The 25,644-nt window shown below is 52.9% G+C and carries 17 protein-coding genes and 1 pseudogene; 10 read left to right on the forward strand and 8 right to left on the reverse strand.

What is annotated here, in order from left to right; all coding sequences use genetic code 11:
• The first annotated feature begins 126 nt into the window (after positions 1-126).
• On the forward strand, positions 127-624 hold the full coding sequence (gene eco, locus B9P82_RS05670; RefSeq protein ID WP_029139607.1) for a serine protease inhibitor ecotin: 498 nt from the start codon (positions 127-129) through the stop codon (positions 622-624).
• A 47-nt stretch (positions 625-671) separates the two neighbouring features.
• On the opposite strand, the gene mqo is transcribed toward eco, so the two are convergent.
• Entirely contained in the window at positions 672-2,333 is a 1,662-nt protein-coding gene (gene mqo / locus B9P82_RS05675; protein WP_101700080.1) for a malate dehydrogenase (quinone), read from the reverse strand.
• 278 nt (positions 2,334-2,611) lie between these two features.
• On the opposite strand from mqo, the gene B9P82_RS05680 reads away from it, so the two are divergent.
• Positions 2,612-3,859: a SulP family inorganic anion transporter gene (locus B9P82_RS05680; protein WP_047359199.1), complete on the forward strand. Its 1,248-nt coding sequence runs from the start codon at positions 2,612-2,614 to the stop codon at positions 3,857-3,859.
• Here B9P82_RS05680 and mgtE read toward each other — a convergent pair.
• From mgtE to B9P82_RS05715, 6 genes are all read right to left on the reverse strand, one after another.
• On the reverse strand, positions 3,822-5,258 hold the full coding sequence (gene mgtE, locus B9P82_RS05685) for a magnesium transporter (RefSeq protein WP_016153782.1): 1,437 nt from the start codon (positions 5,256-5,258) through the stop codon (positions 3,822-3,824). The genes B9P82_RS05680 and mgtE overlap by 38 nt on opposite strands.
• Before the next feature lie 105 nt (positions 5,259-5,363).
• Positions 5,364-7,007 (reverse strand): multidrug ABC transporter permease/ATP-binding protein, encoded by a 1,644-nt coding sequence (locus tag B9P82_RS05690; protein WP_080858922.1) that lies wholly within the window; start codon positions 7,005-7,007, stop codon positions 5,364-5,366.
• Positions 7,008-7,091: 84 nt separating this feature from the next.
• Positions 7,092-7,733 (reverse strand): DNA oxidative demethylase AlkB, encoded by a 642-nt coding sequence (gene alkB, locus B9P82_RS05695; protein ID WP_080858923.1) that lies wholly within the window; start codon positions 7,731-7,733, stop codon positions 7,092-7,094.
• On the reverse strand, positions 7,733-8,797 hold the full coding sequence (gene ada / locus B9P82_RS05700) for a bifunctional DNA-binding transcriptional regulator/O6-methylguanine-DNA methyltransferase Ada (protein WP_101700081.1): 1,065 nt from the start codon (positions 8,795-8,797) through the stop codon (positions 7,733-7,735). The genes alkB and ada overlap by 1 nt, the downstream gene beginning before the upstream one ends.
• A gap of 79 nt (positions 8,798-8,876) precedes the next feature.
• Positions 8,877-9,929 carry an FAD:protein FMN transferase ApbE gene (gene apbE / locus B9P82_RS05705; RefSeq protein WP_016153786.1) on the reverse strand — a complete coding sequence of 351 codons (1,053 nt, stop codon included), beginning with the start codon at positions 9,927-9,929 and terminating at the stop codon, positions 8,877-8,879.
• A gap of 115 nt (positions 9,930-10,044) precedes the next feature.
• Positions 10,045-11,145 carry a porin OmpC gene (locus B9P82_RS05715; RefSeq protein ID WP_016153787.1) on the reverse strand — a complete coding sequence of 367 codons (1,101 nt, stop codon included), beginning with the start codon at positions 11,143-11,145 and terminating at the stop codon, positions 10,045-10,047.
• A gap of 738 nt (positions 11,146-11,883) precedes the next feature.
• Between B9P82_RS05715 and rcsD the strand changes: the two genes are divergently transcribed.
• Both rcsD and rcsB read left to right on the forward strand, forming a co-directional pair.
• Entirely contained in the window at positions 11,884-14,553 is a 2,670-nt protein-coding gene (rcsD, locus tag B9P82_RS05720) for a phosphotransferase RcsD (RefSeq protein WP_016157016.1), read from the forward strand.
• Between the two features lie 16 nt (positions 14,554-14,569).
• A pseudogene (gene rcsB, locus B9P82_RS05725) lies at positions 14,570-15,219 on the forward strand (response regulator transcription factor RcsB).
• 111 nt (positions 15,220-15,330) lie between these two features.
• On the opposite strand, the gene rcsC reads toward rcsB, so the two are convergent.
• A complete protein-coding gene (gene rcsC, locus B9P82_RS05730) occupies positions 15,331-18,177 on the reverse strand; it encodes a two-component system sensor histidine kinase RcsC (protein WP_053389233.1) in 2,847 nt (948 codons plus the stop codon).
• A gap of 168 nt (positions 18,178-18,345) precedes the next feature.
• Here rcsC and atoS point away from each other — a divergent pair, with 168 nt between their 5' ends.
• The 6 genes from atoS to B9P82_RS05760 all read left to right on the forward strand — a co-directional run bounded on the left by atoS (position 18,346) and on the right by B9P82_RS05760 (position 25,612).
• Positions 18,346-20,184, forward strand: coding sequence for a two-component system sensor histidine kinase AtoS (atoS, locus tag B9P82_RS05735; RefSeq protein ID WP_032947136.1), 1,839 nt, complete (start codon positions 18,346-18,348; stop codon positions 20,182-20,184).
• Entirely contained in the window at positions 20,181-21,566 is a 1,386-nt protein-coding gene (gene atoC / locus B9P82_RS05740; RefSeq protein WP_019077262.1) for an acetoacetate metabolism transcriptional regulator AtoC, read from the forward strand. The genes atoS and atoC overlap by 4 nt, the downstream gene beginning before the upstream one ends.
• A gap of 199 nt (positions 21,567-21,765) precedes the next feature.
• The gene (gene atoD / locus B9P82_RS05745) at positions 21,766-22,425 is read left to right on the forward strand and encodes an acetate CoA-transferase subunit alpha (protein ID WP_016153792.1); all 660 of its coding nucleotides are present in this window, start codon (positions 21,766-21,768) and stop codon (positions 22,423-22,425) included.
• Between the two features lie 2 nt (positions 22,426-22,427).
• Positions 22,428-23,078, forward strand: a complete 651-nt coding sequence (locus B9P82_RS05750; RefSeq protein ID WP_101700082.1) for a 3-oxoacid CoA-transferase subunit B — start codon at positions 22,428-22,430, stop codon at positions 23,076-23,078.
• Entirely contained in the window at positions 23,075-24,397 is a 1,323-nt protein-coding gene (locus B9P82_RS05755) for a TIGR00366 family protein (protein WP_016153794.1), read from the forward strand. Before B9P82_RS05750 ends, B9P82_RS05755 begins: the two co-directional genes overlap by 4 nt.
• A 30-nt stretch (positions 24,398-24,427) precedes the next feature.
• Complete coding sequence (locus B9P82_RS05760; protein WP_101700083.1) at positions 24,428-25,612, forward strand: acetyl-CoA C-acetyltransferase; 1,185 nt, start codon at positions 24,428-24,430, stop codon at positions 25,610-25,612.
• Positions 25,613-25,644 lie beyond the last annotated feature (32 nt).

Raw genomic sequence — 25,644 nt, forward strand, 5'->3', positions numbered from 1 at the left:
GAAAGCAGACTTCTACCAAATACACTTAAAATATAAGTAAATCCAGATTAATCGATTATGTAAATATGTTAACCTGCCCCAGACTCGTTCATAAGACAGAAGAAAGGAAACACTGTGAACAATAAGATGAAAACAATTGTCCCTGCCGTACTTTTCGCCGCCTTTGCCAGCGCCTCTGCATGGGCTGCCAGTAACGATGCCGGCGCTCAGCCGCTGGAAAAAGTCGCCCCTTATCCTAAGGCGGAAAAGGGTATGAAGCGCCAGGTTATCCAGCTTACTCCTGAGAAAGATGAATCTACTCTGAAAGTAGAACTGCTAATCGGACAAACGCTGGAAGTTGACTGCAACCAACACCGCCTGGGCGGAGAACTGGACAGCAAAACGCTGGAAGGTTGGGGATATGACTACTATGTCTTCGACAAAGTGACGTCTCCGGTTTCAACCATGATGGCCTGCCCGGACGGTAAGAAAGAGAAGAAATTTATTACCGCGTATCTGGGTGATGACGGCATGCTGCGCTACAACAGCAAGTTACCGATTGTGGTCTATACGCCGGAGAACGTGGAAGTTAAATACCGTATCTGGAAAGCGGAAGAGAAGATTCAGGACGCAGTCGCGCGATAAGTAAGAATGTGCCGGAGGGCGGCGTACCGCCTTATCCGGCATTTTATTTACAGTGCGATATCCGCTACAGCTTTCTGCTCAGGCTGCGGTTGCGCCTGAGGTTTCAGCTGAGGTTTCGGCGCTTCATCAGCAGCCTGCGGCTTGTCATATTTCAGCCCCAGAACGTCACTGGTGTATTGCAGCTCTTGTTCCGTAGCCTCAACGTTACCGTTCAGCTTGGTACCATAAGACGGAATAATGGTTTTCAGTTTCGCCTGCCATTCAGGGCTGGCCACTTTATCTTTAAACACTTTTTCCATCAGATGCAGCATTATCGGCGCCGCGGTTGATGCCCCCGGAGAAGCGCCCAGCAGCGCGGCAATGGTGCCCTCTTTATCGCTGACGACTTCGGTACCCAGACGCAGCACACCGCCCTTCTCCGCATCACTTTTAATGATCTGCACACGCTGGCCCGCCTGCCATAAACGCCAGTCTTCTTTTTTCGCCTGCGGATAGTACTCTTGCAGCGCGGCAAAACGGTCGTCATCGCTGAGCATCACCTGGCTTACCAGATATTTCACCAGATCGAAGTTATCCAGACCCACGTTGACCATCGGCATAAAGTTCGAGGTGGTGGTCGAGCTGAGCAGATCCCACAATGAACCGTTTTTCAGGAACTTGGTGGAGAATGTCGCGAATGGCCCAAACAGCACGACGCGCTTGCCATCAAGGATACGGGTATCGATGTGCGGCACGGACATCGGCGGCGCGCCAACGGAGGCCTGGCCGTACACTTTCGCCAAGTGGCGATTCACCACGTCCGGATTATCCGCAACCAGGAACTGCCCGCCAACCGGGAATCCGGCATAACCTTTCGCTTCCGGAATGTCGGTTTCCTGCAACAGCTTCAGCGCAGCGCCACCGGCACCGATAAAGACAAACTTCGCCTTGATATCGTGTTCCGCTTCGTTATTTTTCAGATCGGCGACCGTGACGGTCCAGCTATTGTCGGCATTGCGTTTAAAGCCACGCACTTCGGTACTCAGTTGCAGCGCAAAGTTGGGCTTTTTCTGCAACGAGGCAATCAGCTGGCGCGTGATTTCGCCGTAGTTTACGTCAGTACCAATCTCGGTACGCGTTGCCGCGACTTTCTGCTTCGGATCGCGGCCTTCCATGACCAGCGGCGCCCACTCTTGAATCTGCGCGTGATCTTCGGAATAACGCATGCCACGGAATAACGTGCTCTGCTGCAGTGCGGTGTAACGGGCACGCAGGAAGTTCACGTTCTCGTCACCCCAGACAAAACTCATGTGCGGAACGGTGGTGATAAATGAGCGTGGTTCATGCATTACGCCATTATTGACCTGATAGGCCCAAAACTGGCGGGAGATCTGGAAGGCTTCGTTGATTTCGACTGCCTTTTCAATGCTGATGCTACCGTCGGCCTTTTTAGGCGTGTAGTTCAGCTCCATCAGTGCGGAGTGGCCTGTTCCGGCGTTATTCCAGCCGTTTGAGCTTTCCTGCGCTACACCATCCAGTCGCTCAACCATGGTCATTGACCATTGCGGTTCCAGCTCCTGTAAATAGGTTCCCAGCGTGGCGCTCATGATGCCGCCGCCAATCAACAGTACATCCGTTTCCTGCTCTTCCGCCGCTTTCGCTTTTGCCGCCATCGAGACAACATTCAGCCCAACGGCCATGGTGAAGAGCATGGCAGTCACTTTTTTCATAATGTTAATGCCTTACTTTTAGTATCGCTTTTTTGCTTTTAATGCAGGTGAAAATCGAGCGGCATCAACGGTAACACTTAAGTAAAAATATTTAAATATTGTTTATAAATTATATTTAATTTTTAAAAATGTTATTAATACGTTGATAGTTTATACGGTTATTGACAATCATTTCTGGAAACCGGTCCGTCAGACAGGTACTATGCTGCGCTTTGCTATTCACCGCACGGATGCCTGTCGGTCTGCTGTATCGGGCCATTTTTGACCTAAGAGTAACGATGTCTGCCACTCAACCCTCCTCTGTCGCAGTAGCGGAGCACGCGACGCGCGCAGTGCTGCGCCAACCCCGTTTACTGGTTCGCGAAACGCTGGCCGGTGTGGTAACCGCCCTGGCGCTGATCCCGGAAGTGATCTCTTTTTCCGTTATCGCCGGCGTCGATCCTAAAGTCAGCCTGATAGCCTCAGTCGTACTGTGCCTGGCAATGTCATTTTTAGGTGGCCGTCCGGCAATGGTTACCGCAGCGGCAGGATCGGTCGCGCTGGTGATTGGCCCGATGGTGCATCAACACGGCGTCCAGTACATCCTGCCTGCGGTGGTGCTGGCCGGGATTATTCAGATCCTGTTTGGCGTATTGGGGATGGCGCGTCTAATGCGATTCATTCCTACAGCCGTCATGACCGGTTTTGTGAACGCGCTGGGTATTTTGATTTTCTTTGCCCAAGTCCCGCATTTCTGGGGTAAAAGCCCGCTAATCTGGGGGCTGTTTGTCCTGACCCTGCTGATTGTGCTGTGGGTTCCGCGGTTTATTAAAGCGATCCCCGCGCCGCTTATCGCCATCGTGCTGCTGACGGTGTTCACTGTCACCAGCGGACAACTATTACCGACCGTCGGTGACGAAGGTTCAATGCGCGGCGGCCTGCCGGGATTCACGCAGTTATTGGTACCGCTCAACCTGCAAACGCTGGCGATTATCTGGCCCTGCGCGCTGAGCATCGCTTTTGTCGGATTAATGGAGTCGCTGTTAACCGCCCGTCTGGTGGATGACCTGACGGTTACGCCGTCGAATAAGAATCGCGAGAGCGCCGGGCTGGGGATAGCCAATATTCTGGCCGGTTTTTATGGCGGCATCGCCGGGTGTGCGATGATTGGTCAAACCATCGTTAACGTCGAGATGGGCAAAGGACGCAGCCGCGTCTCGACGGTCGCCGCCGGGCTGGTGCTGTTGTTGCTGGTCACTGCGTTAAGCGAAGTAATGGCGAAAATCCCCATGTCGGTGCTGGCGGGAATTATGGTGATTGTGGCGGTGAAAACCTTCAGTTGGCACAGCATCCAGCCCGCTACGCTGCGGCAACTCCCCGTTACTGAAACGCTGGTGATGCTGATGACCGTCGCGGCAACGGTGTCAACCGGCAACCTGGCGCTTGGCGTGGTTGCCGGGGTGATGACGATGCTCATTCTGCCGCGTATCGTCAGAGGCAAACGTGCGGCTACATCAGAAACAGCGTTGCCAGACCGAGAAAAATAAAGAAACCACCGGTATCGGTGATTGCCGTAATCATGACGCTCGAGCCGACCGCCGGGTCGCGCCCGAGCTTCACCATCGTCATCGGAATAATAACGCCCATCAACGCCGCCATCAGCAAATTGAGCATCATCGCCAGGGTCATCACGCCGCCGAGCGCCATGTCATCGTACAGCCACCAGGTAATGCCGCCCATAATTCCGCCCCACACGAGGCCATTAATCAACGCCACGCCCATTTCGCGCAGGATCAAAAACGTCAGGTTTCCCGGCTGAATATTTTGTAGCGCCAGCGCGCGAACAATCATGGTGATGGTTTGATTCCCGGTGTTGCCGCCGATCCCCGCCACAATCGGCATCAGCGAGGCCAGCGCGACCAGTTGCGAAATTGTATGTTCAAAGCCGTCGATCACTCGCGAAGCGATAAAGGCGGTACAAAGGTTAACGGCCAACCACGCCCAGCGGGTTTTTACCGCTTTCGTGACGGGGGCAAACACATCCTCTCCGGCGCTTAAGCCGCCCATTCGACGCAGATCGGTATCGGTTTCTTCATAGACCACATCGACGATCTCATCGATGGTTAAACGGCCCATCAGTTTACCTGAAGAGTCAACGACCGCGGCACTGACCAGGTCGTCACGTTCAAAGGTTCGCGCGGCGTGTTCGGCGATATCTTCCGGAGAAAAGGTGAGCGGATCATCTTCCATCACCTCGCTGACTTTTCGCTGCACGTCATTGAGCAGAATACAGGTGAGCGTCAGTTCCCCGACCAGCACTTTATTGCGGTCGGTCACGAAGAGTTTATCGGTGTTCTCCGGCATTTTTCCCAGCCGCCGCAGGTAGCGTTGCACCACTTCCAGCGTCACGTCCGGACGCACGGTGATAACTTCGAACTCCATAATCGCACCGACGCGATTCTTCTCGTAGTGCAGCACCTGGCGGACGCGCGCCCGCTCCTCGGCCGGTAACGTCGCCAGCAGTCGACCCGTGAGGTTACGAGGGAGATGCTGAACCAGATAAATCTGTTCGTCGATATCAAGGTATTGCAACGCATCCAGCAGCTCACGGTCGCTCATCTCATCGATCAGGTCGTCCCAGACGTTTTCAGACGCCTCAAGCAGGACGTTACCGCGCTTTTCACTTTCGACCAGTCGCCACAGGGCGTGACGCTCTTCAGAAGGTAATGCTTCAAGGGTATCCGCCAAATCGGGCGGCGGCAGGTGGGCGACCAGCGCCCCTACCTCAGCAATATCGTCGGCTAACGTGCCGACGTCATATTGCTCAGCCAGGGTAAGCTTGCCCAATAGCGTTGAAACAACGGCTTTATCAGTGGTCAGCAGCCAGATAAGACGCGCACGCTCTTCATCACGCAGTCTGGCGCTGTTTTTGTTTGTTACAGGCATTAATCATAAATCCATGATATGAAATATCATTAATCATGATGCCGATTTATGTAAATAACAATAAACAGTGCCGCCGGGTGGATAAAAAACCGGCGGCATGTGGGATCATGCGGTGCGAGCCACCGCGTCACGCGAGGCGGCATCACGCTCATCGCCCAGCAGTTCACTCAACTGTCCGTTACGCATTTCCAGCAGACGATCGGCGTGAATAAAATAGTGATCGTCATGGCTAATGGCGAAGATAGTTTTACCCATTTCTTGCATCAGCGGTAACAGGACCTGATAGAACTCACGACGGAAATGGGGATCCTGATCGGCAGCCCATTCATCCAGCAGAATGATGTCGCGCTCCTCCGCCAGAGCCAGCAGCAGCGCCACGCGTTTCTTCTGCCCTTTCGACAGCTTCAGATTGAGGATGCGACCATCATTCATCTCCAGCTTGTGACCCATCTTCAGATGTTCCAGCCACTTCGCTACCAGCTGCGGATTGGCTTCTTTACCTTCCGGCCCCAGCAGTTGGTCGAACAGCCAGACGTCGGTAAACACGGCGGAGAACAGCTTGCGATAATCTTCCGGCTTTTCAACAGCCACGGCCTTACCATCAAGCAAAATTTCACCTGACTGCGGCTGGTATAGCCCAGTCAGTAACATCGCCAGCGTAGATTTCCCGCTGCCGTTGCCGCCAATCAGGAAGATCAGTTCACCGCGATGAATCGTCAGATTGACCGGCCCTACGGAAAAGGCATTATCCTGATAGTGGAAAACCACGTTACGCAGTTCCAGCGTTTGCCAGTTTGGAAAAGCGGTTGGGCGCGGGAATTCGGCCTTAAAAGGTGCCAGTGCGAATTTATTCAGCTTGTTGAAAGCCACCTGCGCAGTGAGCAGGGTTGGTAGCGCGCCAACGGCAGAGAGCAGCGGTGTACGCAGGAATAACAGCGTCAGTGAGTAAGTCGCCGCCACGGCGGTATCCGCCCAGCCCAGACTATTCGCCATCCAGAACACCAGGCCAATGGCGCCCAGCATCATAATGTTTGACCAGTTGACCGCGCTCAGGTGGAAGGTATCGGCGCGAATAATATGGTGACGGTACTCTTTGGCATCCGGGACGTACATCTGATTAAAGATATGCTCGGCGCGCTCGCGGTTGAGCGTCAGCTCTTTGCGCCCTTCCAGCACCGTCTGATAATCGTTGTACAACTTGTCTTCGGTTTCGCGCAGGGTAGCCATGTGCTTATACACCCGCGCCACCAGCACAAATCCCCCCCAGATGGTGATTGCCATCCAGATTGCCGTCACCAGCAGCATTTTGGTCGACAGCATCGCCAGATACGCCGCCGATCCGATGGTCAGGATAATCCCCTGCACCAGCTCAGGCAGACGAACAAAGGCGATGGTGATGTTGCGAATGTCGCTGGTTAAACCGGCCAGCAATGAGGCGCTGCCAAGCTGTTCAATACGCTCGACGTGGGTATCCAGAATACGTTTGATAAATTCGCTACGCAGACGGTAGACAAAGTGGTGGCCGAGCGTGGTCAACGCCAGCTGAGAGCCGAGAGTGACAACCATCAATAGCAGCAACAGGCCAAGAAACTCCGGCAGCACCATCAGCGTGGTGTCGACCGTTTCAATCAGACGCTGGTTGATAAACGCAATCAGCCCAATCCCCAACGCGGCGCTGGCGAGGCTGAGCGCCATGACGCTGATAAATGGCCAGCGATACTGCCGCCAGACAAGAAGTAAAAGTTCCATGCGAACAACCCGGACAAGTAATAACAGCCCGCAGTTTAAACATCTCTTCGCTGACAGCAATAATAATTCTTATTTTTATTCTTTTTAACCCGCCTGACGAAACGTCAGATTGTAGCGACAGTCTCCGGTCAACGGATGATACCCCGTCTTAAGCGGCTGGATCCCATGATAAAACAGCCGCGAAGTACCGCCCCACACCACCACATCGCCATGTTCCAGCAGCAAACGCTTTAAGGGGTCATTACGGCGCAAGCCGCCAAATTGAAAGATGGCCGGCAATCCTAGCGACACCGAGACAATTGGCGCCCGCAGGTCGGGTTCGTCTTTATCCTGATGTAAGGACAGTTTTGCCCCTGGCGTGTAGCGGTTAATCAGACAAGCATCGGGTTGAAAATCAGCATAGTCCGCCGCCGTCGCTGCCTGTTGGCACAGGTCAGCGAATGCATCCGGCAGCGGCGGCCAGTGCGCGCCGGTTAGCGGATCAAAAGGAGAATAAAGGTAACCATGTTGATCGGTCGTCCAGCCCAGACGACCGCAGTTGGTCATTGCCACCGACATCGTGTAGCCGCCGGGCGTCACCATCTGGCGAAACGGCGACTGTCTGGCGATAGCCGCTATCGCCTGCAGCAGAGACGGTGCGCAGTCAAAAGCGAAGCGTCGCAGAATAACCGCGCCTGACGCCAGCGGCTCCTGCCAGGGTTTCGCATCCGCAAAGAGATCGAGCATTATGTTTCCTCGCCAGTCGTTTCACGTTGCAGTAACTGTGCTTTGCGCGCAATGCCCCACCGGTAGCCAGAAAGCGCGCCATCGCCGCGGATCACCCGGTGACACGGGATGACGATTGCCAGTTTATTCGCCCCACAGGCGCTGGCCACCGCACGCACCGCCTTCGGTTTGCCAATGGCGCTGGCCAGTTGCTGGTAGCTCATCGTTTCGCCGCACGGAATTGCGCGCAACGCCTGCCACACCTGCTGCTGAAATGCGGTTCCCCGGATATCCAGCGGCAGCGATAACGGCGCGTCACGCGCATTGATTGCGGCGATCACTTCGCGCACGCGCTGCTGAAAATCGGTATCTGCTGGCACATCCTGAGCGGCCGGAAACAGCTCATGCAGATCCGCAACCAACGTAGCGTCATCATCACCTAGTAAGATCGCGCAGATACCACGTTCGCTTTCCGCCACCAGACAGCGACCCAGAGTGCAATCTGCCAGGGTATAGCGTACAGAAACGTTGTCACCACCTTTACGAAATTGCTTTGCGGTCATGCCTAACGTCTGATCCGCTTTTCGGTAGTAGCTGCTGCTGTCGGGAAATCCGGCGTTGAGAATTGCCTGCGTTACCGGAACGCCTTTCGCCAGCGCATCGCGCAGACGGCGGGCGCGCCAGGACTGCTGCCACGCTTTGGGGGTCATGCCCGTTGTGGCTTTGAACAGGCGATGTAAGTGATACGGGCTCATCGCCACCTGCTGCGCCAGCTCGTCCAGCGTGAGGGGAGATTCCTGCTCCAGTAACTGGCAGGCGTGGGCTATTTTCTCCAGCCGATGCTGGTGGGCGCTGTCTTTATCCGGCTGACAACGTTTACAGGGACGAAAACCGGCGGCCAGCGCCTGCCGGGCATCGGCAAAGAAACTGACATTTTTGCGCAGCGCATGTTTCGCCCGACAGGACGGACGGCAGAAAATGCCGGTAGTCTGGACGGCGAAAACAAACTGACCGTCAGCGTCGGCGTCACGATCCACAACGGACTGCCAGCGGTCATCATCAGTTATGCGTATACGATTTTTCATTATGGACTCCTTTGTTAAGCATAGCGCTTAGCCTCAGTGTGTCCCCATAGCCGGATACAAAAACCCGCAATCTTGCTTTTTAATTTTTTTCGCTGAGCAGGAAGCTTTTAAACTGCGGCGACATCCAGGTTTTAAACCCCTCGCCCTCTTTTATAATCATATAGACCGCGAGTCCTTCACGACGCACCACCTCTTTGGCCTTTTCCGGGCCGAGAACCATCAATCCGGTATCCCAACCGTCAGCCTCCAGCGCCGTTGGTGCGATTACCGTTACAGACACCAGGTTGTGTTCAATCGGACGACCGGTTTGCGGATCAATAACATGGGAAAGGCGCTTACCATCCAGCTCATAATAGTTACGGTAGCTGCCGGAGGTGCTAATGCCATGCCCGTTAATGTCGACAATCGCCTGCACCGCGTTTTCGCGATCGGTCGGTTTCTGAATCGCGACTCGCCACGAAAGCCCGTCTGCATTCATACCGCGGCTGTTCAATGCTCCACCAACGGATACCAGATAACGGGCGATCCCTTCCTGCTCCATTAATCGTGCCAGATGATCGGCGGCATAACCTTCGCCAACGGTCGAGAGATCCACGTACAGCTCGGGCAAATCTTTTTGCAGGTAGTTCCGATGCGCCTCATTAACAACCTTCAGATGTGAAAGCCCGGTTTGCGCTTTTGCGGCGTCAATTTGCGCCTGCGTAGGAATATGCACCGGTTGCTGATCCGGGCCAAAGCCCCACAGATTGACCAACGGACCCACGGTAATATCCATGGCCCCACCGGTTTTTGCGCCAATGCGTAACGCCGAAGTCACGATATCGGCCATAGCATCATTAACCGGCCATGGCGACAGGCTTTTCGACAGGTTAAAGCGCATTAACGCAGAATCATTTTTATAGGTAGAGAGAAGCTGATCGTCGGCATCCAGCTGAGCCTGGATCTTCGCCTGCAGTTCCCCGGCGCGTTTGGCATCTACGCCCACCGCACTGACCCGCCAGAAAGTGCCCATGGTTTTACCTTCCAGAACGGTGGCAGGTTGTGTGGTCTGGGCAGGTTTCGGGGCTTCATCGCACCCGACAAAAAAGATCGTCACAGCCAGTAGTGCTGCGCGATAGAAATTCACTTCCATACGTAATTATCCTCATGCGAACGGGCGCAAGAGTACACCAAAAATCGTTGTTTGTACGACGAAAAAACGGCATTAAAAAAGGCCCCGCAGGGCCTTTTAACGACATGAGCGCAGATTAGAACTGGTAAACCAGACCCAGCGCTACGATATCATCGGTAGAGATGCGAGCATCACGGGTGAACTGGTTGTCATCCAGCAGGTTGATTTTGTAATCAACATAGGTAGACATGTTTTTGTTGAAGTAGTAGGTCGCGCCAACATCAACATATTTCAGGATATCCTGGTCGCCGTAACCATTGTTCAGGTCTTTACCTTTGGACTGCAGGTAAGCCACGGACGGACGCAGACCGAAGTCGAACTGGTACTGCGCAACAGCTTCAAAGTTCTGTGCTTTGTTAGCCCAGCCCAGGTTGCCCGCACGCGTTGCGTTGTAGGTCTGGGTGTACTGTGCTGCCAGGTAAACGTTATTCGCGTCGTATTTCAGACCGCCAGTGTAGGTTTCAGCACGGTCACCGGTACCGAAGTTCAGACGGTTCTGCTCGTCAGTACGTTTGGAGCTGGTGACTGCAGTACCCAGCGCGAAGCCTTCACCGATATCATAAGTGATAGATCCGCCAACGCCGTCGCCGTTCTGACTCAGCGCATCACGACCGTTGCCGGTCACACCAGTCATACCTTCGCCTTCCGGGCTACCGTTTTTACCCTGGTACTGCAGGGCAAAGTTCAGGCCATCAACCAGACCGAAGAAGTCGGTGTTACGATAGGTCGCGAAGCCGTTACCACGCTGCTGCATGAAGTTGTCAGAACCGTAGGTGTCGCCGCCGAATTCCGGCAGAACGTCGGTCCAGGACGTTACGTCGTAAACTACGCCATAGTTACGACCGTAGTCGAAAGATCCTACGTCAGCGAATTTCAGACCAGCAAACGCCACACGGGTCCAGGAGTTGTTTTCGTTTTCAGAGGAGTTACCCTGAATCTGGTATTCCCACTGGCCGTAACCGGTCAGTTGGTCGTTAACCTGGGTTTCGCCTTTGAAGCCGATACGCATATAGGTCTGATCGCCATCTTTAGTGGAGTCATCAGAGAAATAGTGCAGACCGTCTACTTTACCGTACAGGTCTAATTTGTTGCCGTCTTTGTTATAAATTTCAGCCGCATTTGCTGCGCCTGCTACCAGCAGTGCTGGTACCAGGAGGGACAGTACTTTAACTTTCATGTTATTAACCCTCTGTTATATGCCTTTATTGCTTTTTTATGCCACTGCATACTGATTAAGGTCATTAACCAGTCGGCAACTTCATTCTCCGCAAAAACACAGAATAATCCAACACGAATATGATACTAAAACTTTTAAGGTGTTTCATTTATCGGCATAGGTGTTTCAAAATATTAATACGAGGGAACTTTTTTAAAATCAAAAAACAGTCAAAATAAGCACAAATAATCAAGAACTATTTTAATTAAATTTAAAATCAATAGGTTACCTTGAAAATAGTTATAGCACTGAATGACAAAACAAAATCTTCACTCGCAACTAAAATAGACCCGCTATCATCATTAACTTTATTTATTACCGTCATTCATTCATGAATGTCTGTTTACCCCTATTTCAACCGAATGCTTCGCGTTCGGTTTTTTTTTACCCTTCTTTACACAAAACTTACCGTTCTGTGCTACCGATGCAAAACTATAACAACTATTAACTATCTCATTGCGTCGTATTCAGATATAAATCTGATTAATAATTTCTTGTTATTTAATGCTAAATGTATACATTCCGTACAAATATTTGTACCCGCCTTTATCCACTGTACACCTTTGCATTGTCATAGCTGCAACAGAATGGAGCGTAAAAAATGCGGGCCATCCGGCGTGGTGTAAGTGTGGCAATTCATATATTACCCTTTATACTGCCCCATCATCTTTCGCGTCGTTTAACAGGTCATAAACACGAATGAGTCAGTCTGACACAACGGCTTCTACCCGATTCTCCCTGCTACCGGGAAGTATTACCCGTTTCTTCTTATTACTGATCGTTGTGCTGTTGGTGATGATGGGCGTTATGGTCCAGAGCGCCGTCAACACCTGGTTAAAGGATAAGAGCTATCAGATTGTCGATATCACCCATGCCATTCATAAAAGGGTCGATACCTGGCGATACGTGACCTGGCAAATCTATGACAATATTGCCGCCACGGCCAGTTCACCTGGTGCAGAAGGACTGCAGGAAACGCGTCTGAAACAAGACGTCTATTATCTTGAGAAACCGCGCAGAAAGACCGAGGCGCTGATTTTCGGTTCCCATGACAGTTCTACGCTGGAGATGACCCAACGCATCTCAACCTATCTTGATACGCTGTGGGGCGCGGAAAATGTTCCGTGGTCTATGTATTACCTGAATGGTCAGGACAATAGCCTGATCCTTATCTCAACGTTGCCGCTAAAAGATCTGACTTCCGGTTTTAAAGAGTCGACGATTGGTAATATTGTCGATTCACGGCGCGCGGAAATGTTACAACAGGCCAATGCGCTGGATGAACGTGAAAGCTTCTCTTCACTGCGCCGTCTGGCGTGGCAGAACGGGCATTACTTCACGCTACGCACGACCTTTAATCAGCCTGGACATCTGGCAACGGTTGTCGCCTTTGACCTGCCGATTAATGACTTGATCCCACCCGGCATGCCGCTGGACAGCTTCCATCTGGTTCCAGATGCCACGTCAACAACCGAGCATCTGAATGAAAAAGAGTCGCCTGACAGCGTCAGCATTAATTTCAACAACAGTAAAATTGAGATCTCTTCGGCGCTAAACTCAACGGATATGCGGCTGGTGTGGCAGGTTCCGTTTGGCTCATTGCTGCTCGACACCTTGCAAAGCATTCTGCTGCCGCTGTTACTCAACATTGCTTTGTTGGCCCTGGCGCTGTTTGGCTATACCACCTTTCGCCACCTCCCTGCACGTTCCACCGAAGTGGCACCAAACCTTGCGGCAAATAATGAACTGCGTGTTCTGCGCGCCATCAATGAAGAGATTGTGTCTCTGCTGCCTCTGGGCTTGCTGGTGCACGATCAAGAAGCAAACCGCACGGTTATCAGCAATAAAATTGCCGACCACCTGTTACCACATTTAAATTTGCAAAACATTACCAGTATGGCGGAGCAGCATCAGGGGGTGATTCAGGCCACCATCAATAATGAGCTGTATGAGATCCGGCTGTTCCGCAGCCAGATCTCATCGAGAACGCAGATCTTTATTATTCGTGACCAGGACCGCGAAGTGCTGGTTAATAAGAAGCTGAAGCAAGCGCAGCGACTGTATGAGAAAAACCAGCAGGCCCGGGCGGCCTTTATGCAGAATATCGGCAGCGCACTGAAAGACCCGGCGAAAACACTTGCCGCTAATGCTGCCGCACTGAATAGCCCGGACAGCCAGAAACTGGCCAATCAGGCAGACGTTCTGGTGCGTATGGTAGATGAAATCCAGTTGGCCAACCTGCTGGAAAGCGACGCCTGGAAAAGTGAATCGACGCTGTTTTCCGTGCAGTCGTTAATTGATGACGTGGTTCCGGAGGTTCTGCCAGCCATTAAACGTAAAGGGCTGCAGCTACTGATTAAAAATCACCTTAGCGCCCATGATGAACGCCGCGGCGACCGCGATGCCCTGCGCCGTATTTTGCTGTTGCTGATCCAATATGCGGTAACCACCACGCAAATTGGCAAAATCACGCTGGAAGTCGACCAGGATGAATCGGAGACTGAACGCCTGACCTTCCGCATTCTGGATACCGGGCAAGGTGTCACGTTGAATGAAGTTGATAACCTGCACTTCCCGTTCATCAATGACACCCAGGGCGATCGGTATAGCAAGGCCAACCCGCTGACCTTCTGGTTATGCGATCAGCTCGCCCGCAAGCTAGGTGGACACCTGAACATTAAAGCGCGGGAAGAACTTGGAACACGTTATATAGTCCATGTTAAAATGCCGCTGCACGATCAACATGCTGAAAGTGAAGAGCGTTTGTTAGATGACGTCTGCATAATGGTTGATGTCACCTCTAATGACGTACGCAGCATCGTATTACGCCAACTGGAGAACTGGGGAGCAACCTGCATCACGCCTGATGAGCGGTTGAATAGTCAAGAATATGATCTCTTTTTAACAGATAATCCGTCTAATCTTACTGCCTCAGGCCTTCTTTTAAGCGATGATGAGTCTGGCGTGCGGAAAATTGGCCCTGGTCAGCTGCGCGTCAACTTTAATATGAGCAATGCTATGCAGGAAGCTGTCCTCGAGCTGATAGAAGAGCAGCTGGCACAAGAAGAGATCCAGGAACTCCCCCTCGGCGGAGATGAAAACGCCGAACTTCATGCCAGTGGTTACTATGCACTCTTTGTAGACACAGTACCGGATGATGTTAAGAGGTTGTATACTGAGGCAGCAACCAGCGATTTCGCTGCGTTAGCCCAAACGGCCCATCGCCTGAAAGGCGTGTTTGCCATGCTTAATCTGGTACCCGGCAAGCAGTTATGTGAAGCGCTGGAACATCTTATTCAAGAGAAAGATGCTCCAGGTATAGAAAAATACATCAGCGACATTGACGATTACGTCAAGAGCTTGCTGTAGCAAGGTAGCCCAATACATGAACACTATGAACGTAATTATTGCCGATGACCACCCGATTGTACTGTTCGGTATTCGTAAATCACTTGAGCAAATCGAGTGGGTAAACGTTGTCGGCGAATTTGAAGACTCCACTGCACTGATCAACAATTTGCCTAAGTTAGATGCTCATGTGTTGATTACCGACCTCTCCATGCCGGGAGATAAATACGGTGACGGGATCACGTTAATTAAGTATATCAAGCGCCATTTCCCGAGCCTGTCGATTATTGTTCTCACCATGAACAACAACCCGGCAATCCTGAGCGCGGTACTGGATCTCGATATTGAAGGAATTGTCCTGAAGCAAGGCGCGCCACAGATCTGCCGAAAGCGCTTGCCGCGCTGCAGAAGGGTAAGAAATTCACCCCGGAAAGCGTTTCTCGTCTGCTGGAAAAAATCAGCGCCAGCGGTTACGGCGACAAACGTCTGTCACCGAAAGAGAGCGAAGTTCTGCGCCTGTTTGCCGAAGGTTTCCTGGTTACTGAAATCGCGAAAAAACTCAACCGCAGTATAAAAACCATCAGCAGCCAGAAAAAGTCGGCAATGATGAAACTCGGTGTGGAAAACGATATCGCCCTGTTGAATTACCTTTCTTCCGTCACGCTGAGTCCGTCAGACAAAGAGTAATTCTTTTAACATCGACGTGCCTGATGGCACGGCGTTTATCAGGCCTACGAATGACACGATGTTGTGCGTGTTACGTAGGCCGGATAAGGCAAACGCCCCATCCGGCCTCTTTTATTCCCGCGCCTTTCTCACTCTTTCCGCATAGACCGTCAGCGTTTGCTTCAATACATCTAACGTCACCGGCTTAGACAGACAGCTATCCATACCTGACTCCAGACAACGCTGCTTCTCTTCAGCCAGCGCGTTGGCCGTCACGCCGACAACCGGCAGGGTTAATCCTAACTGGCGAATACGCTGGGTCAGACGATAACCATCCATATTCGGCATGTTAACGTCGCTCAGCACGATGTCGATATGGTTTTTACTCAGTACATTGAGTGCGTCCACGCCGTCATTCGCGGTTTTACACTGATATCCCAACGATCCCAACTGATCGGCCAGTAAACGCCTGTTGATAGGATGATCGTCGACCACCAGAATCATCATGTCATCGTTAGTTGCAGCAACTTTGTCCGGGGCTGGCAACGCCGTTGAAAGCTCTTCACTGCTCAGCTCAAGGCTGTAGATATGCGCCAACAGCGCGGGCAATTCGTGAGGCGATGCCACGCTGTGCACCCATTCCCCAGGCCCCCTTTCCAGCGGAATACCGATATGACGACGGCAGAAAATAACCGCGGCGCGTCCCTGCCACGCCTGGTCCAGCACATCGTCGGCAATCAGCAGGTCATCCGCATCCGGTTGCTGTCCCTCATAGCACTGCACCGTCATCCCGTTACGCGCCAGACTGGATTCAATAAACTGGTACAGCGACGCGTTACGCACCGCCAGCCAGCAACGTTTACCGACAAGCCCTTCGATACCTTTTTTCAGCGGGTACTGCGCGCCATAAAGCGGAATACGCAGCATAAACTGGCTACCCATTCCCGGTTCAGAATCGACGGAAATATCCCCATCCATCATGCTGATCAGTTTTTCACAGATAGCCAAACCAAGCCCGGTTCCCTGGAAATTACGCTGTACGCCGGTTCCCACCTGGAAGAAAGGATCAAACAAGCGGACGACCTCTTTGGCTGGGATCCCAACCCCGGTATCACGCACGCGAATACTGAGATAGTCTTCGTTACACTGCACGTGCAGCACAATGCAGCCGGTATCGGTAAACTTGATAGCATTACTCAGCAGATTGGAAATCACCTGCTGCAAACGCATCGGATCACCATTGAGCGCCACCGGTACATTCGGGTCGATAAAGCAGTACAACCCCAGCTGTTTGCGAACCACCAGCGGCAGATAGTTAGCCGTAATATGATTCATTACTTCACGCGGTGAAAACTCGCGCGGTTCAATCTTCAGCTGTTCAGATTCAATTTTCGAGAAATCGAGAATATCGCTGATAATCTTCAACAGCAGGCTGGAAGAGTTGTTCATCGCCGTCACCAGGCGATCCACTCCGTTGGGTAACTCTTTGGTTTGCAACAAATCAAGGTTACCGATAATGCCATACAGCGGTGTACGCAGCTCGTGGCTTACCGTCGCAAGGAACATCGATTTGGACTGGCTCGCCTGCTCCGCCGCCTGCGCCATCTCCTGCAACGACTCTTCCATTTTAACGCGCGCGCTGATGTCAACCAGCACGCAAATTGCCACGTTTTCATTACGATAGCGCGAGTGCACAAAGCTGATTTGCAGATTGGTATTGTTGCTGGTCAGCACATCAACAAAATTGACCTGCTGGCCGCAGATAATTTGCGTTAACCGTTGCCGGTCTTCATGCGTCAGCATGTTGAGATAGGTGTGCGCCAGCTCATTACTCAGGATGTTAATGCCATCTATCGTACGCAGAATACAAATCCCAACCGGCGCAGAAGCCACGATTTTACGGTTAAACTGCTCGTGCTCTTCCAGACGCTGGGCATCGCTTTCCGCAGGAATAAAAATGCGCCGCTCATACATGCGCGTGAGCATAAATAACGCCGCGCCAACCAGCACATTCAGCAGAATAGCGTTCAGGATCATCATGCGGATCCGCTCCAGCACCAGGTCGACCGGTACTGAATAAACAATGCTTAGCGATGACGGGGGCAGGTTTTTCTTCAGCACCAGTTCGTGAAAACCCGACGTATAGCCAAACCAGGAGCGCTCCTGCATCCAGCGAGGTTCAGCCTTAATATTCCCCTCGGGGCCGGTGAGCGAAATCAGCGCATGACCATTTTCATCAAGGATGGTCACTCCCATCGGCAAACTGCCCGGCGTGAAAAAGTTCTCCATGCGGATAGGCTGTTCCACACCCAACAGCGCCTGCAGGCGATTAGCGAGATAAACCGGCGTCAGCGCATAGAAATAGCCTATCCCCGGCCGCGGCCCCTGGCTAATCCAGAACAGGTTATTACCGTTTTCGTCCTGCGGTGCATTGCGATACTTAATAATGCGCTCATGCAGCGCCTTCAACGCCCCGTCACGTTCGACAGGCATATCACGCAGACCGAAATTGGCCATGCAAAGGTTGTCGCTGCCGATCAGGAACACACGATTCAAATCATAGGCCGCGGAAAAGTTATCCCGCCAGTAGCGCATAAACCACGCCAGCGATTCCAGAGAACCTCGCCAGGCGTTGCCCATCACCGAGCAGTCGGAGTCGGCAAACAGCGGCTCGAAGTTTGGCACGGCAGTTTTATCATCTCGCGCGCGCAACGACATCACGCCGTTTTCCGCCGTTAAGCGATTCTCCGCGATATATTTCAGCTCTTTAATCACATCAGAGGTGCGCTGAATGTAACGTTGGGCCTGATCGGAACTGAGGTTAAGCTCCTGGTGAATCTCGGACTCTCTCTGGTGCAGCGCATTCACGATGTAGAAAACGGAGGCAAATGCGATTAGCCCCCAGATCAGGAGCGCCAACGCCCTGAACAGATAGCGTGAGACTTTTAGCGTTGAATGAACGGAAGCAAGGTATTTCAAAGGGGCGAAGCTCCGCCTCAGGGCATTAATAGAGTGTGGTTAAGGTAGCGGTAAATGTCCGGCGTCGCAATGCCCTCTCTTTACGGGAATATGATACACCGCTCTGAAACCATTGTCTTAACCCGTGATAATCGTCGTTTGCCTGAAAAACACTGCACGGATGTCAGAATGCGCGACCTGAGATGGCTGGCTCGTCGGTTATACCCACGACGATTACGCAACCAAATGATCATGATGGCCATCCTGATGGTCATCATTCCGACGATATCTATAGGTTATATCGTAGAAACTGAAGGCCGTTCAGCAGTCTTATCTGAAAAAGAGAAAAAACTGTCATCGGTGATAACCCTGCTAAACGATGCGCTGGGCGACCGCTTTAGTCACTACCCAAATTTGCCGCGTGAAGCACGCATTCGCGCGCTTAATCAAGAGTTGGCCCCCATCACCGAGCGCATTACGCAAGCGTTTCCCGGCATTGGCGCCGGGTATTATCACAAAGCGCTGGATGCCATTATCACCTACGCCCCCTCCGCGCTTTACCAAGGCAACGTAGGTATCACCATTACCGAGGATCATCCCGGACGCGAAGTGATGAGTAGCAACGCGCCTGTGGTCTATTCCGGGCGACAGGTTCGCGGCGACATACTCAACTCGATGATCCCAATAGCGCGCCAGGGAGAGGTTATTGGGTATATCTGGGCCAATGAGCTCACCGAAGATATCCGCCAGCAGGCCTGGAGAATGGATGTCAGGATTATTGCCGTACTGGTTGCCGGGCTCATCTGTAGCCTGCTGCTCATCGTGCACTTCTCACGTCGACTCAGTGCGAATATCGACATCATCACCGATGGGCTTTCCACGCTGGCACAAAAAACCCCTACCCGACTGCCTGAACTCCCCGGTGAGTTGGGACAAATCAGCCGTAGCGTCAATGCGCTGGCACAAACGCTACGGGAAACCAAAACCCTTAACGATCTGATCATTGAAAATGCCGCAGATGGCGTGATCGCCATCGACAGGCAAGGCGACGTTACCACCATGAACCCGGCGGCAGAACAGATAACAGGCTACACGCTGCATGAGCTGGTCGGACAGCCCTATGCGACGCTCTTTGCCAATACGCAGTTTTATAGCCCGGTACTGGACACCCTTGAGCACGGTACTGAACATGTGGCCCAGGAGATTAGCTTTCCAGGACGAGAACGCACCATTGAGATCAGTGTAACCACCAGTCGGATCCATAACGCACACGGCGAGCTGATTGGCGCGCTGGTTATTTTCTCCGATTTAACCGCCCGTAAAGAGACCCAGCGTCGACTGGCGCAAACCGAAAGGCTTGCCACCCTGGGTGAGCTGATGGCCGGCGTCGCGCATGAAGTACGAAACCCGCTGACCGCAATTCGTGGCTACGTCCAGATCATCCGCCAGCAAACCTCGCTGCCGGAACATCAGGAATATTTATCTGTTGTGCTGAATGAAATTGATTCCATCAATAAAGTTATTCAGCAACTGTTAGATTTCTCTCGCCCACGACAAAGCCAGTGGCAACAGATTCGGCTCAATGCGCTCATTGAAGAGACGCTAATCCTGGTGCAAACCGCTGGCCTGCAGGCACGGATCGCCTTTACAACGGAATTAGATCCCAGCCTGCCGCCGATCGTCGCCGATCGCGAACTCCTCAAACAGGTGATCCTCAATATTTTAATCAATGCGGTACAGGCGATCGCTGCGCGAGGCGAAATTCGCATCCGTACCTGGCAATACTCGGCCTCGCAACAGGCCGTGATGATTGAAGATAATGGCAACGGTATCGATCTCGCCATACAGAAGAAAATATTCGATCCCTTTTTTACGACAAAAGCATCAGGCACCGGTCTTGGACTGGCGCTGAGCCAGCGCATCATCAACGCGCATCAGGGGGATATCCACGTAACCAGCCAGCCTGGCTGCGGGGCGATATTCACTCTGATTTTACCTCTTAACCCGCAGGGAAATCCGTCAGAATGAAAACGACCTATCGTATTCTCATCGTTGATGATGAAGAAAATGTTCGCCGTATGCTTGCCACCGCATTTTCCCTGCAAGGGCATGAGACACATTGCGCCAGCGACGGGAAAGCCGCGCTGAGCCTGTTTAGCGAAACGCAGCCAGACGTGGTGCTGATGGACATTCGCATGCCGGAGATGGACGGTATCGACGCGCTGAAAGTTATGCGCACGCAGCAACCACGGATCCCCGTCATTCTGATGACCGCTTACGCTGAAGTAGAAACCGCAGTAGAAGCTTTACGTAGCGGCGCATTCGACTACGTGATTAAGCCCTTTGATCTCGACGAGCTAAGCATGGTGATTCAACGCGCATTGCAACTGCAGGAGATGAAACAGGAAATCCGCAATCTGCATAAAGCGTTGACCACCAGCTGGCAGTGGGGACATATTTTGACCACCAGCCCGCGTATGATGGATATCTGTAAAGACACGGCGAAAATCGCCCTCTCCCAGGCAAACGTGTTGATTAGCGGTGAAAGCGGCACAGGAAAAGAGCTGATCGCCCGCGCCATTCACTACAACAGCAAACGCGCCAATGGCCCTTTTATCAAAATTAACTGCGCGGCCCTGCCGGAGTCGTTGTTGGAAAGCGAGCTATTTGGTCACGAAAAAGGCGCGTTTACCGGGGCACAGACATTACGCCAGGGATTGTTCGAACGCGCTCATCAGGGAACTTTATTGCTTGATGAAATTGGCGAGATGCCGCTGGTGCTGCAGGCCAAGCTGCTGCGCATTTTGCAGGAGAGGGAGTTTGAACGCATCGGCGGGCACCAGACCATTCGCGTTGACATTCGAATCGTCGCCGCCACCAACCGCTGTCTGCAAACGATGGTGAAGGAAGGAACGTTTCGCGAAGACCTGTTTTACCGTCTCAACGTTATCCATCTGACTTTGCCGCCATTACGCGAGCGTCGTGAAGATATTGCCTTATTAGCAAACCACTTTTTACAAAAATTCAGCTCTGAAAATCAGCGGGATATTATCGAGATCGACCCGACGGCGATGTCGATCCTCACCGCCTGGCCCTGGCCCGGTAACATTCGCGAACTGTCAAACGTCATCGAACGTGCAGTCGTTATGAATACCGGTGCGGTGATCTTTGCCGACGATCTCCCCGACCCGTTGCGCAACCCGGTTAGCGCCACAACAGAAACAAAACCGACTTACTCCGGGGAACGCAATCTGAAAGAAGAGATTAAACGTGAGGAAAAACGAATTATCCTCGAAGTCCTCGACAATCAGGACGGCAATCGCACCCGCACGGCGCTGATGCTGGGAATTAGCCGTCGCGCTTTAATGTATAAATTACAAGAGTACGGCATCGACCCATCGGGTTCCTGATACGCAAGTTTGCTATGCAGAATTTTGCACACTGCGCAAAATTCTGCATAACCCCTCGTGGTCTCCTTTCACCAAGACCACAAAAATAAACCAATAAATTCAATCAACTAAACATTAATACGTTTCTTTAGTCATTCTGGCACCCTGCTTGCAATTCCCTGAGCGTACCCAAAATGGAGTATGCAAAAAGGGAAACATAATGAAAACAAAACTGATTACCTTACAAGACGCTGCGGGCTTCTTTCGTGACGGCATGACCATCATGGTCGGTGGTTTTATGGGCGTTGGCACACCACCTCGTCTGGTTGAAGCCCTGCTGGAGTCCGGCGTCAGAGATCTGACGCTGATTGCTAACGATACCGCCTTTGTCGATACCGGTATCGGCCCCCTGATCGTCAATGGGCGGGTGAGCAAAGTGATTGCCTCGCACATTGGTACAAACCCGGAAACCGGTCGTCGCATGATTGCCGGCGAGATGGATGTACAGCTGGTTCCGCAAGGTACCCTGATCGAGCAGATTCGTTGCGGCGGCGCGGGTCTTGGCGGCTTTCTGACCCCCACTGGCGTTGGCACCATCGTGGAAGAAGGCAAGCAAACCATGACGCTTGAGGGTAAAACCTGGCTGCTTGAACGCCCATTACGCGCCGATTTAGCGCTTATTCGCGCCCACCGCTCTGACATGCTTGGCAACCTCACCTACCAGCTCAGCGCCCGTAACTTTAACCCTCTGATTGCCCTCGCCGCTGATATCACGCTGGTCGAACCGGACGAAATGGTTGAAACAGGGGAGCTGCAGCCTGACCAGATTGTGACCCCCGCCGCCGTTATCGACCATATCGTCATTCCACAGGAGAGCTAATCATGGATGCTAAACAACGTATTGCGCGCTGGGTGGCGCAAGAACTTCGCGATGGCGATATCGTCAACTTAGGTATCGGCCTGCCAACGATGGTAGCTAACTATTTACCTGCTGATATTCACATTACGCTGCAATCTGAGAACGGTTTTCTGGGACTGGGCCCAGTCACCACCGCCCATCCTGACCTGGTGAACGCGGGCGGCCAACCGTGCGGTATTTTGCCGGGCGCGGCGATGTTTGATAGCGCCATGTCGTTCGCGTTGATTCGCGGCGGTCATGTTGATGCCTGTGTGCTTGGCGGGTTGCAGGTCGATGAGCAGGCAAACCTCGCCAACTGGGTGGTTCCCGGCAAGATGGTGCCCGGCATGGGTGGCGCAATGGATCTGGTGACCGGTGCGCGTAAAGTCATTATCGCCATGGAGCATTGCGCAAAAGACGGCTCCGCAAAAATCCTGCGTCAATGCACCATGCCGCTCACTGCACAGCATGCTGTGCATATGCTGGTCACCGAGCTGGCTGTATTCCGCTTTATAGATGGCAAGATGTGGCTGACTGAAATCATCGAAGGATGCGACATCGCCACGCTATGTGAAAAAACCGAAGCACAGTTTAAAATTGCCGACGATCTGCGCATCCTGCGAGGTGACGCATGATTGGCCGCATCGCTCGCTTTATGACACGGGTAGTCAGCCGCTGGCTGCCCGACCCACTGATTTTCGCCATGTTATTAACGTTGCTGACCTTTGGCATCGCGCTGTGGTTAACGCCGCAGACCCCCATCAGCATGGTGAAATTCTGGGGTGACGGTTTCTGGAACCTGCTGGCGTTTGGTATGCAGATGGCGCTGATCATCGTAACCGGCCATGCGTTAGCCAGTTCCGGGCCGGTGAAAAGCCTGCTGCGTACGGCGGCATCCGCCGCCAAAACCCCCGCTCAGGGCGTCATGCTGGTGACTTTTTTTGGTTCAGTTGCCTGCGTTATTAACTGGGGATTTGGTCTGGTGGTCGGGGCGATGTTCGCCCGCGAAGTTGCTCGTCGGGTACCGGGTTCCGATTATCCGTTACTGATTGCCTGCGCCTACATCGGGTTCCTGACCTGGGGCGGCGGCTTCTCCGGCTCAATGCCTTTGCTGGCGGCAACGCCTGGCAACCCGGTCGAGCACGTAGCGGGCCTCATTCCTGTCGCGGATACCCTGTTCACCGGCTTCAATATTTTCATCACGCTCGGCCTGATTGTGGTGATGCCGTTTATCACCCGGATGATGACGCCAAAACCTTCAGATGTGGTGAGCATCGATCCGAAACTGTTACTGGAAGAAGCTGATTTTCAAAAGAAACTGCCGCCAGATGCGCCGCCATCTGAAAAACTGGAAGAGAGCCGCATTCTGGCGCTGATCATCGGTGCATTAGGGATTGCCTATCTGGGTATCTACTTTGCCGAGAAAGGTTTCAACATCACCATCAACACCGTCAACCTGATGTTTATGATTGCCGGTCTGCTGCTGCACAAAACGCCGATGGCCTATATGCGTGCCGTCAGTGCTGCCGCACGCAGCACCGCCGGGATTCTGGTGCAATTCCCCTTCTATGCCGGCATTCAGTTGATGATGGAGCACTCCGGCCTCGGTGGGCTCATTACTGAATTTTTCATCAACGTTGCCAACAAAGATACCTTCCCACTGATGACTTTCTTCAGTTCAGCCCTGATTAACTTTGCCGTGCCATCCGGCGGTGGCCATTGGGTTATTCAGGGACCGTTCGTCATGCCTGCCGCTCAGGCGCTGGGGGCGGACCTCGGCAAGTCGGTGATGGCTATCGCCTACGGTGAGCAGTGGATGAACATGGCACAACCGTTCTGGGCGCTACCCGCGCTGGCCATCGCCGGTCTCGGAGTACGCGACATTATGGGGTACTGCATCACCGCCCTGCTCTTCTCCGGCGTCATTTTTGTTATTGGATTGACCTTGTTCTGACGGCAACAACTTAATTAAAGGAACTGAAAAATGAAAAACTGTGTCATCGTCAGCGCGGCACGTACCGCAATCGGCAGTTTTAACGGCGCACTGGCAACTACGGGTGCCGTCGAGCTTGGATCAATCGTTATTAGAGCCGCTCTTGAACGCGCGCACCTTGACCCACAGCGCGTGGACGAGGTGATTATGGGCAACGTGCTGCAGTCAGGACTCGGGCAAAACCCAGCGCGTCAGGCATTATTAAAAAGCGGCCTGTCCGACACCGTTTGCGGCTTTACAGTCAACAAAGTGTGCGGCTCTGGCCTGAAAAGCGTGGCGCTTGCCGCCCTCGCTATCAAGGCCGGACAAGCCCAGGCGATCGTCGCGGGAGGGATGGAAAACATGAGCCTTGCCCCCTACCTGTTAGATGCAAAAGCCCGCTGGGGCTATCGCCTCGGTGACGGGCAATTGTCCGACGTGATTCTGCGCGATGGCCTGATCTGCGCCGAGCATGGTTACCACATGGGGATCACTGCAGAAAATGTTGCCAAAGAGTATGGCATCAGCCGCGAAATGCAGGATGAACTGGCTCTGCAATCACAGCGTAAAGCCGTTGCCGCAATCGAGTCTGGCGCATTTGAGGCTGAAATCGTGCCCGTCAGCGTGTCATCACGGAAGAAAACCATCATCGTTGAGCGTGACGAATTCCCCAAAGCTGACTCGACGACCGAAGGCCTCGCCGCATTGCGTCCAGCATTCGATAAAGCAGGAACCGTCACCGCAGGTAACGCCTCGGGGATCAACGACGGTGCAGCGGCATTAGTGGTAATGGAAGAGTCCGCAGCACTGGAGGCTGGGCTGAAGCCATTGGCGCGGATCAAAGCCTGGGCCAGTGGCGGCGTAGCACCGGCTATGATGGGGATGGGGCCGGTTCCCGCCACGCTGAAGGCACTGCAACTGAGCGGCTTACAGCTTTCTGATATCGATCTGATCGAAGCCAACGAGGCATTTGCTGCTCAGTTTCTTGCCGTCGGTAAAACGCTGGGATTTGATCCGCAAAAGGTTAACGTCAACGGTGGGGCAATTGCGCTGGGACACCCTATTGGCGCCAGTGGGGCGCGAATACTGGTGACGCTGCTGCATGCGCTACAGGCACGGGATCAAACGCTTGGACTGGCCACGCTGTGCATTGGCGGCGGTCAGGGCATTGCGATGATAGTGGAGCGAATGAATTAAAAAAAAGGGCCGGATATTTCCGGCCCTTTTTA

The organism is Citrobacter sp. L55 (assembly GCF_002850715.1).
Lineage (GTDB): Bacteria > Pseudomonadota > Gammaproteobacteria > Enterobacterales > Enterobacteriaceae > Citrobacter > Citrobacter braakii.

What these genes read in the sequence shown, in the direction of transcription:
- B9P82_RS05715 (WP_016153787.1), bottom strand. Translation starts at nt 11,145, where the DNA reads ATGAAAGTTAAAGTACTGTCCCTCCTGGTACCAGCACTGCTGGTAGCA.
- apbE (WP_016153786.1), bottom strand. Translation starts at nt 9,929, where the DNA reads ATGGAAGTGAATTTCTATCGCGCAGCACTACTGGCTGTGACGATCTTT.
- ada (WP_101700081.1), bottom strand. Translation starts at nt 8,797, where the DNA reads ATGAAAAATCGTATACGCATAACTGATGATGACCGCTGGCAGTCCGTT.
- mgtE (WP_016153782.1), bottom strand. Translation starts at nt 5,258, where the DNA reads ATGCCTGTAACAAACAAAAACAGCGCCAGACTGCGTGATGAAGAGCGT.
- mqo (WP_101700080.1), bottom strand. Translation starts at nt 2,333, where the DNA reads ATGAAAAAAGTGACTGCCATGCTCTTCACCATGGCCGTTGGGCTGAAT.
- atoC (WP_019077262.1), top strand. Translation starts at nt 20,181, where the DNA reads ATGAAAACGACCTATCGTATTCTCATCGTTGATGATGAAGAAAATGTT.
- eco (WP_029139607.1), top strand. Translation starts at nt 127, where the DNA reads ATGAAAACAATTGTCCCTGCCGTACTTTTCGCCGCCTTTGCCAGCGCC.
- B9P82_RS05760 (WP_101700083.1), top strand. Translation starts at nt 24,428, where the DNA reads ATGAAAAACTGTGTCATCGTCAGCGCGGCACGTACCGCAATCGGCAGT.
- alkB (WP_080858923.1), bottom strand. Translation starts at nt 7,733, where the DNA reads ATGCTCGATCTCTTTGCGGATGCGAAACCCTGGCAGGAGCCGCTGGCG.
- atoS (WP_032947136.1), top strand. Translation starts at nt 18,346, where the DNA reads ATGCGCGACCTGAGATGGCTGGCTCGTCGGTTATACCCACGACGATTA.
- B9P82_RS05755 (WP_016153794.1), top strand. Translation starts at nt 23,075, where the DNA reads ATGATTGGCCGCATCGCTCGCTTTATGACACGGGTAGTCAGCCGCTGG.
- atoD (WP_016153792.1), top strand. Translation starts at nt 21,766, where the DNA reads ATGAAAACAAAACTGATTACCTTACAAGACGCTGCGGGCTTCTTTCGT.
- B9P82_RS05690 (WP_080858922.1), bottom strand. Translation starts at nt 7,007, where the DNA reads ATGGAACTTTTACTTCTTGTCTGGCGGCAGTATCGCTGGCCATTTATC.
- B9P82_RS05750 (WP_101700082.1), top strand. Translation starts at nt 22,428, where the DNA reads ATGGATGCTAAACAACGTATTGCGCGCTGGGTGGCGCAAGAACTTCGC.
- B9P82_RS05680 (WP_047359199.1), top strand. Translation starts at nt 2,612, where the DNA reads ATGTCTGCCACTCAACCCTCCTCTGTCGCAGTAGCGGAGCACGCGACG.
- rcsD (WP_016157016.1), top strand. Translation starts at nt 11,884, where the DNA reads ATGAGTCAGTCTGACACAACGGCTTCTACCCGATTCTCCCTGCTACCG.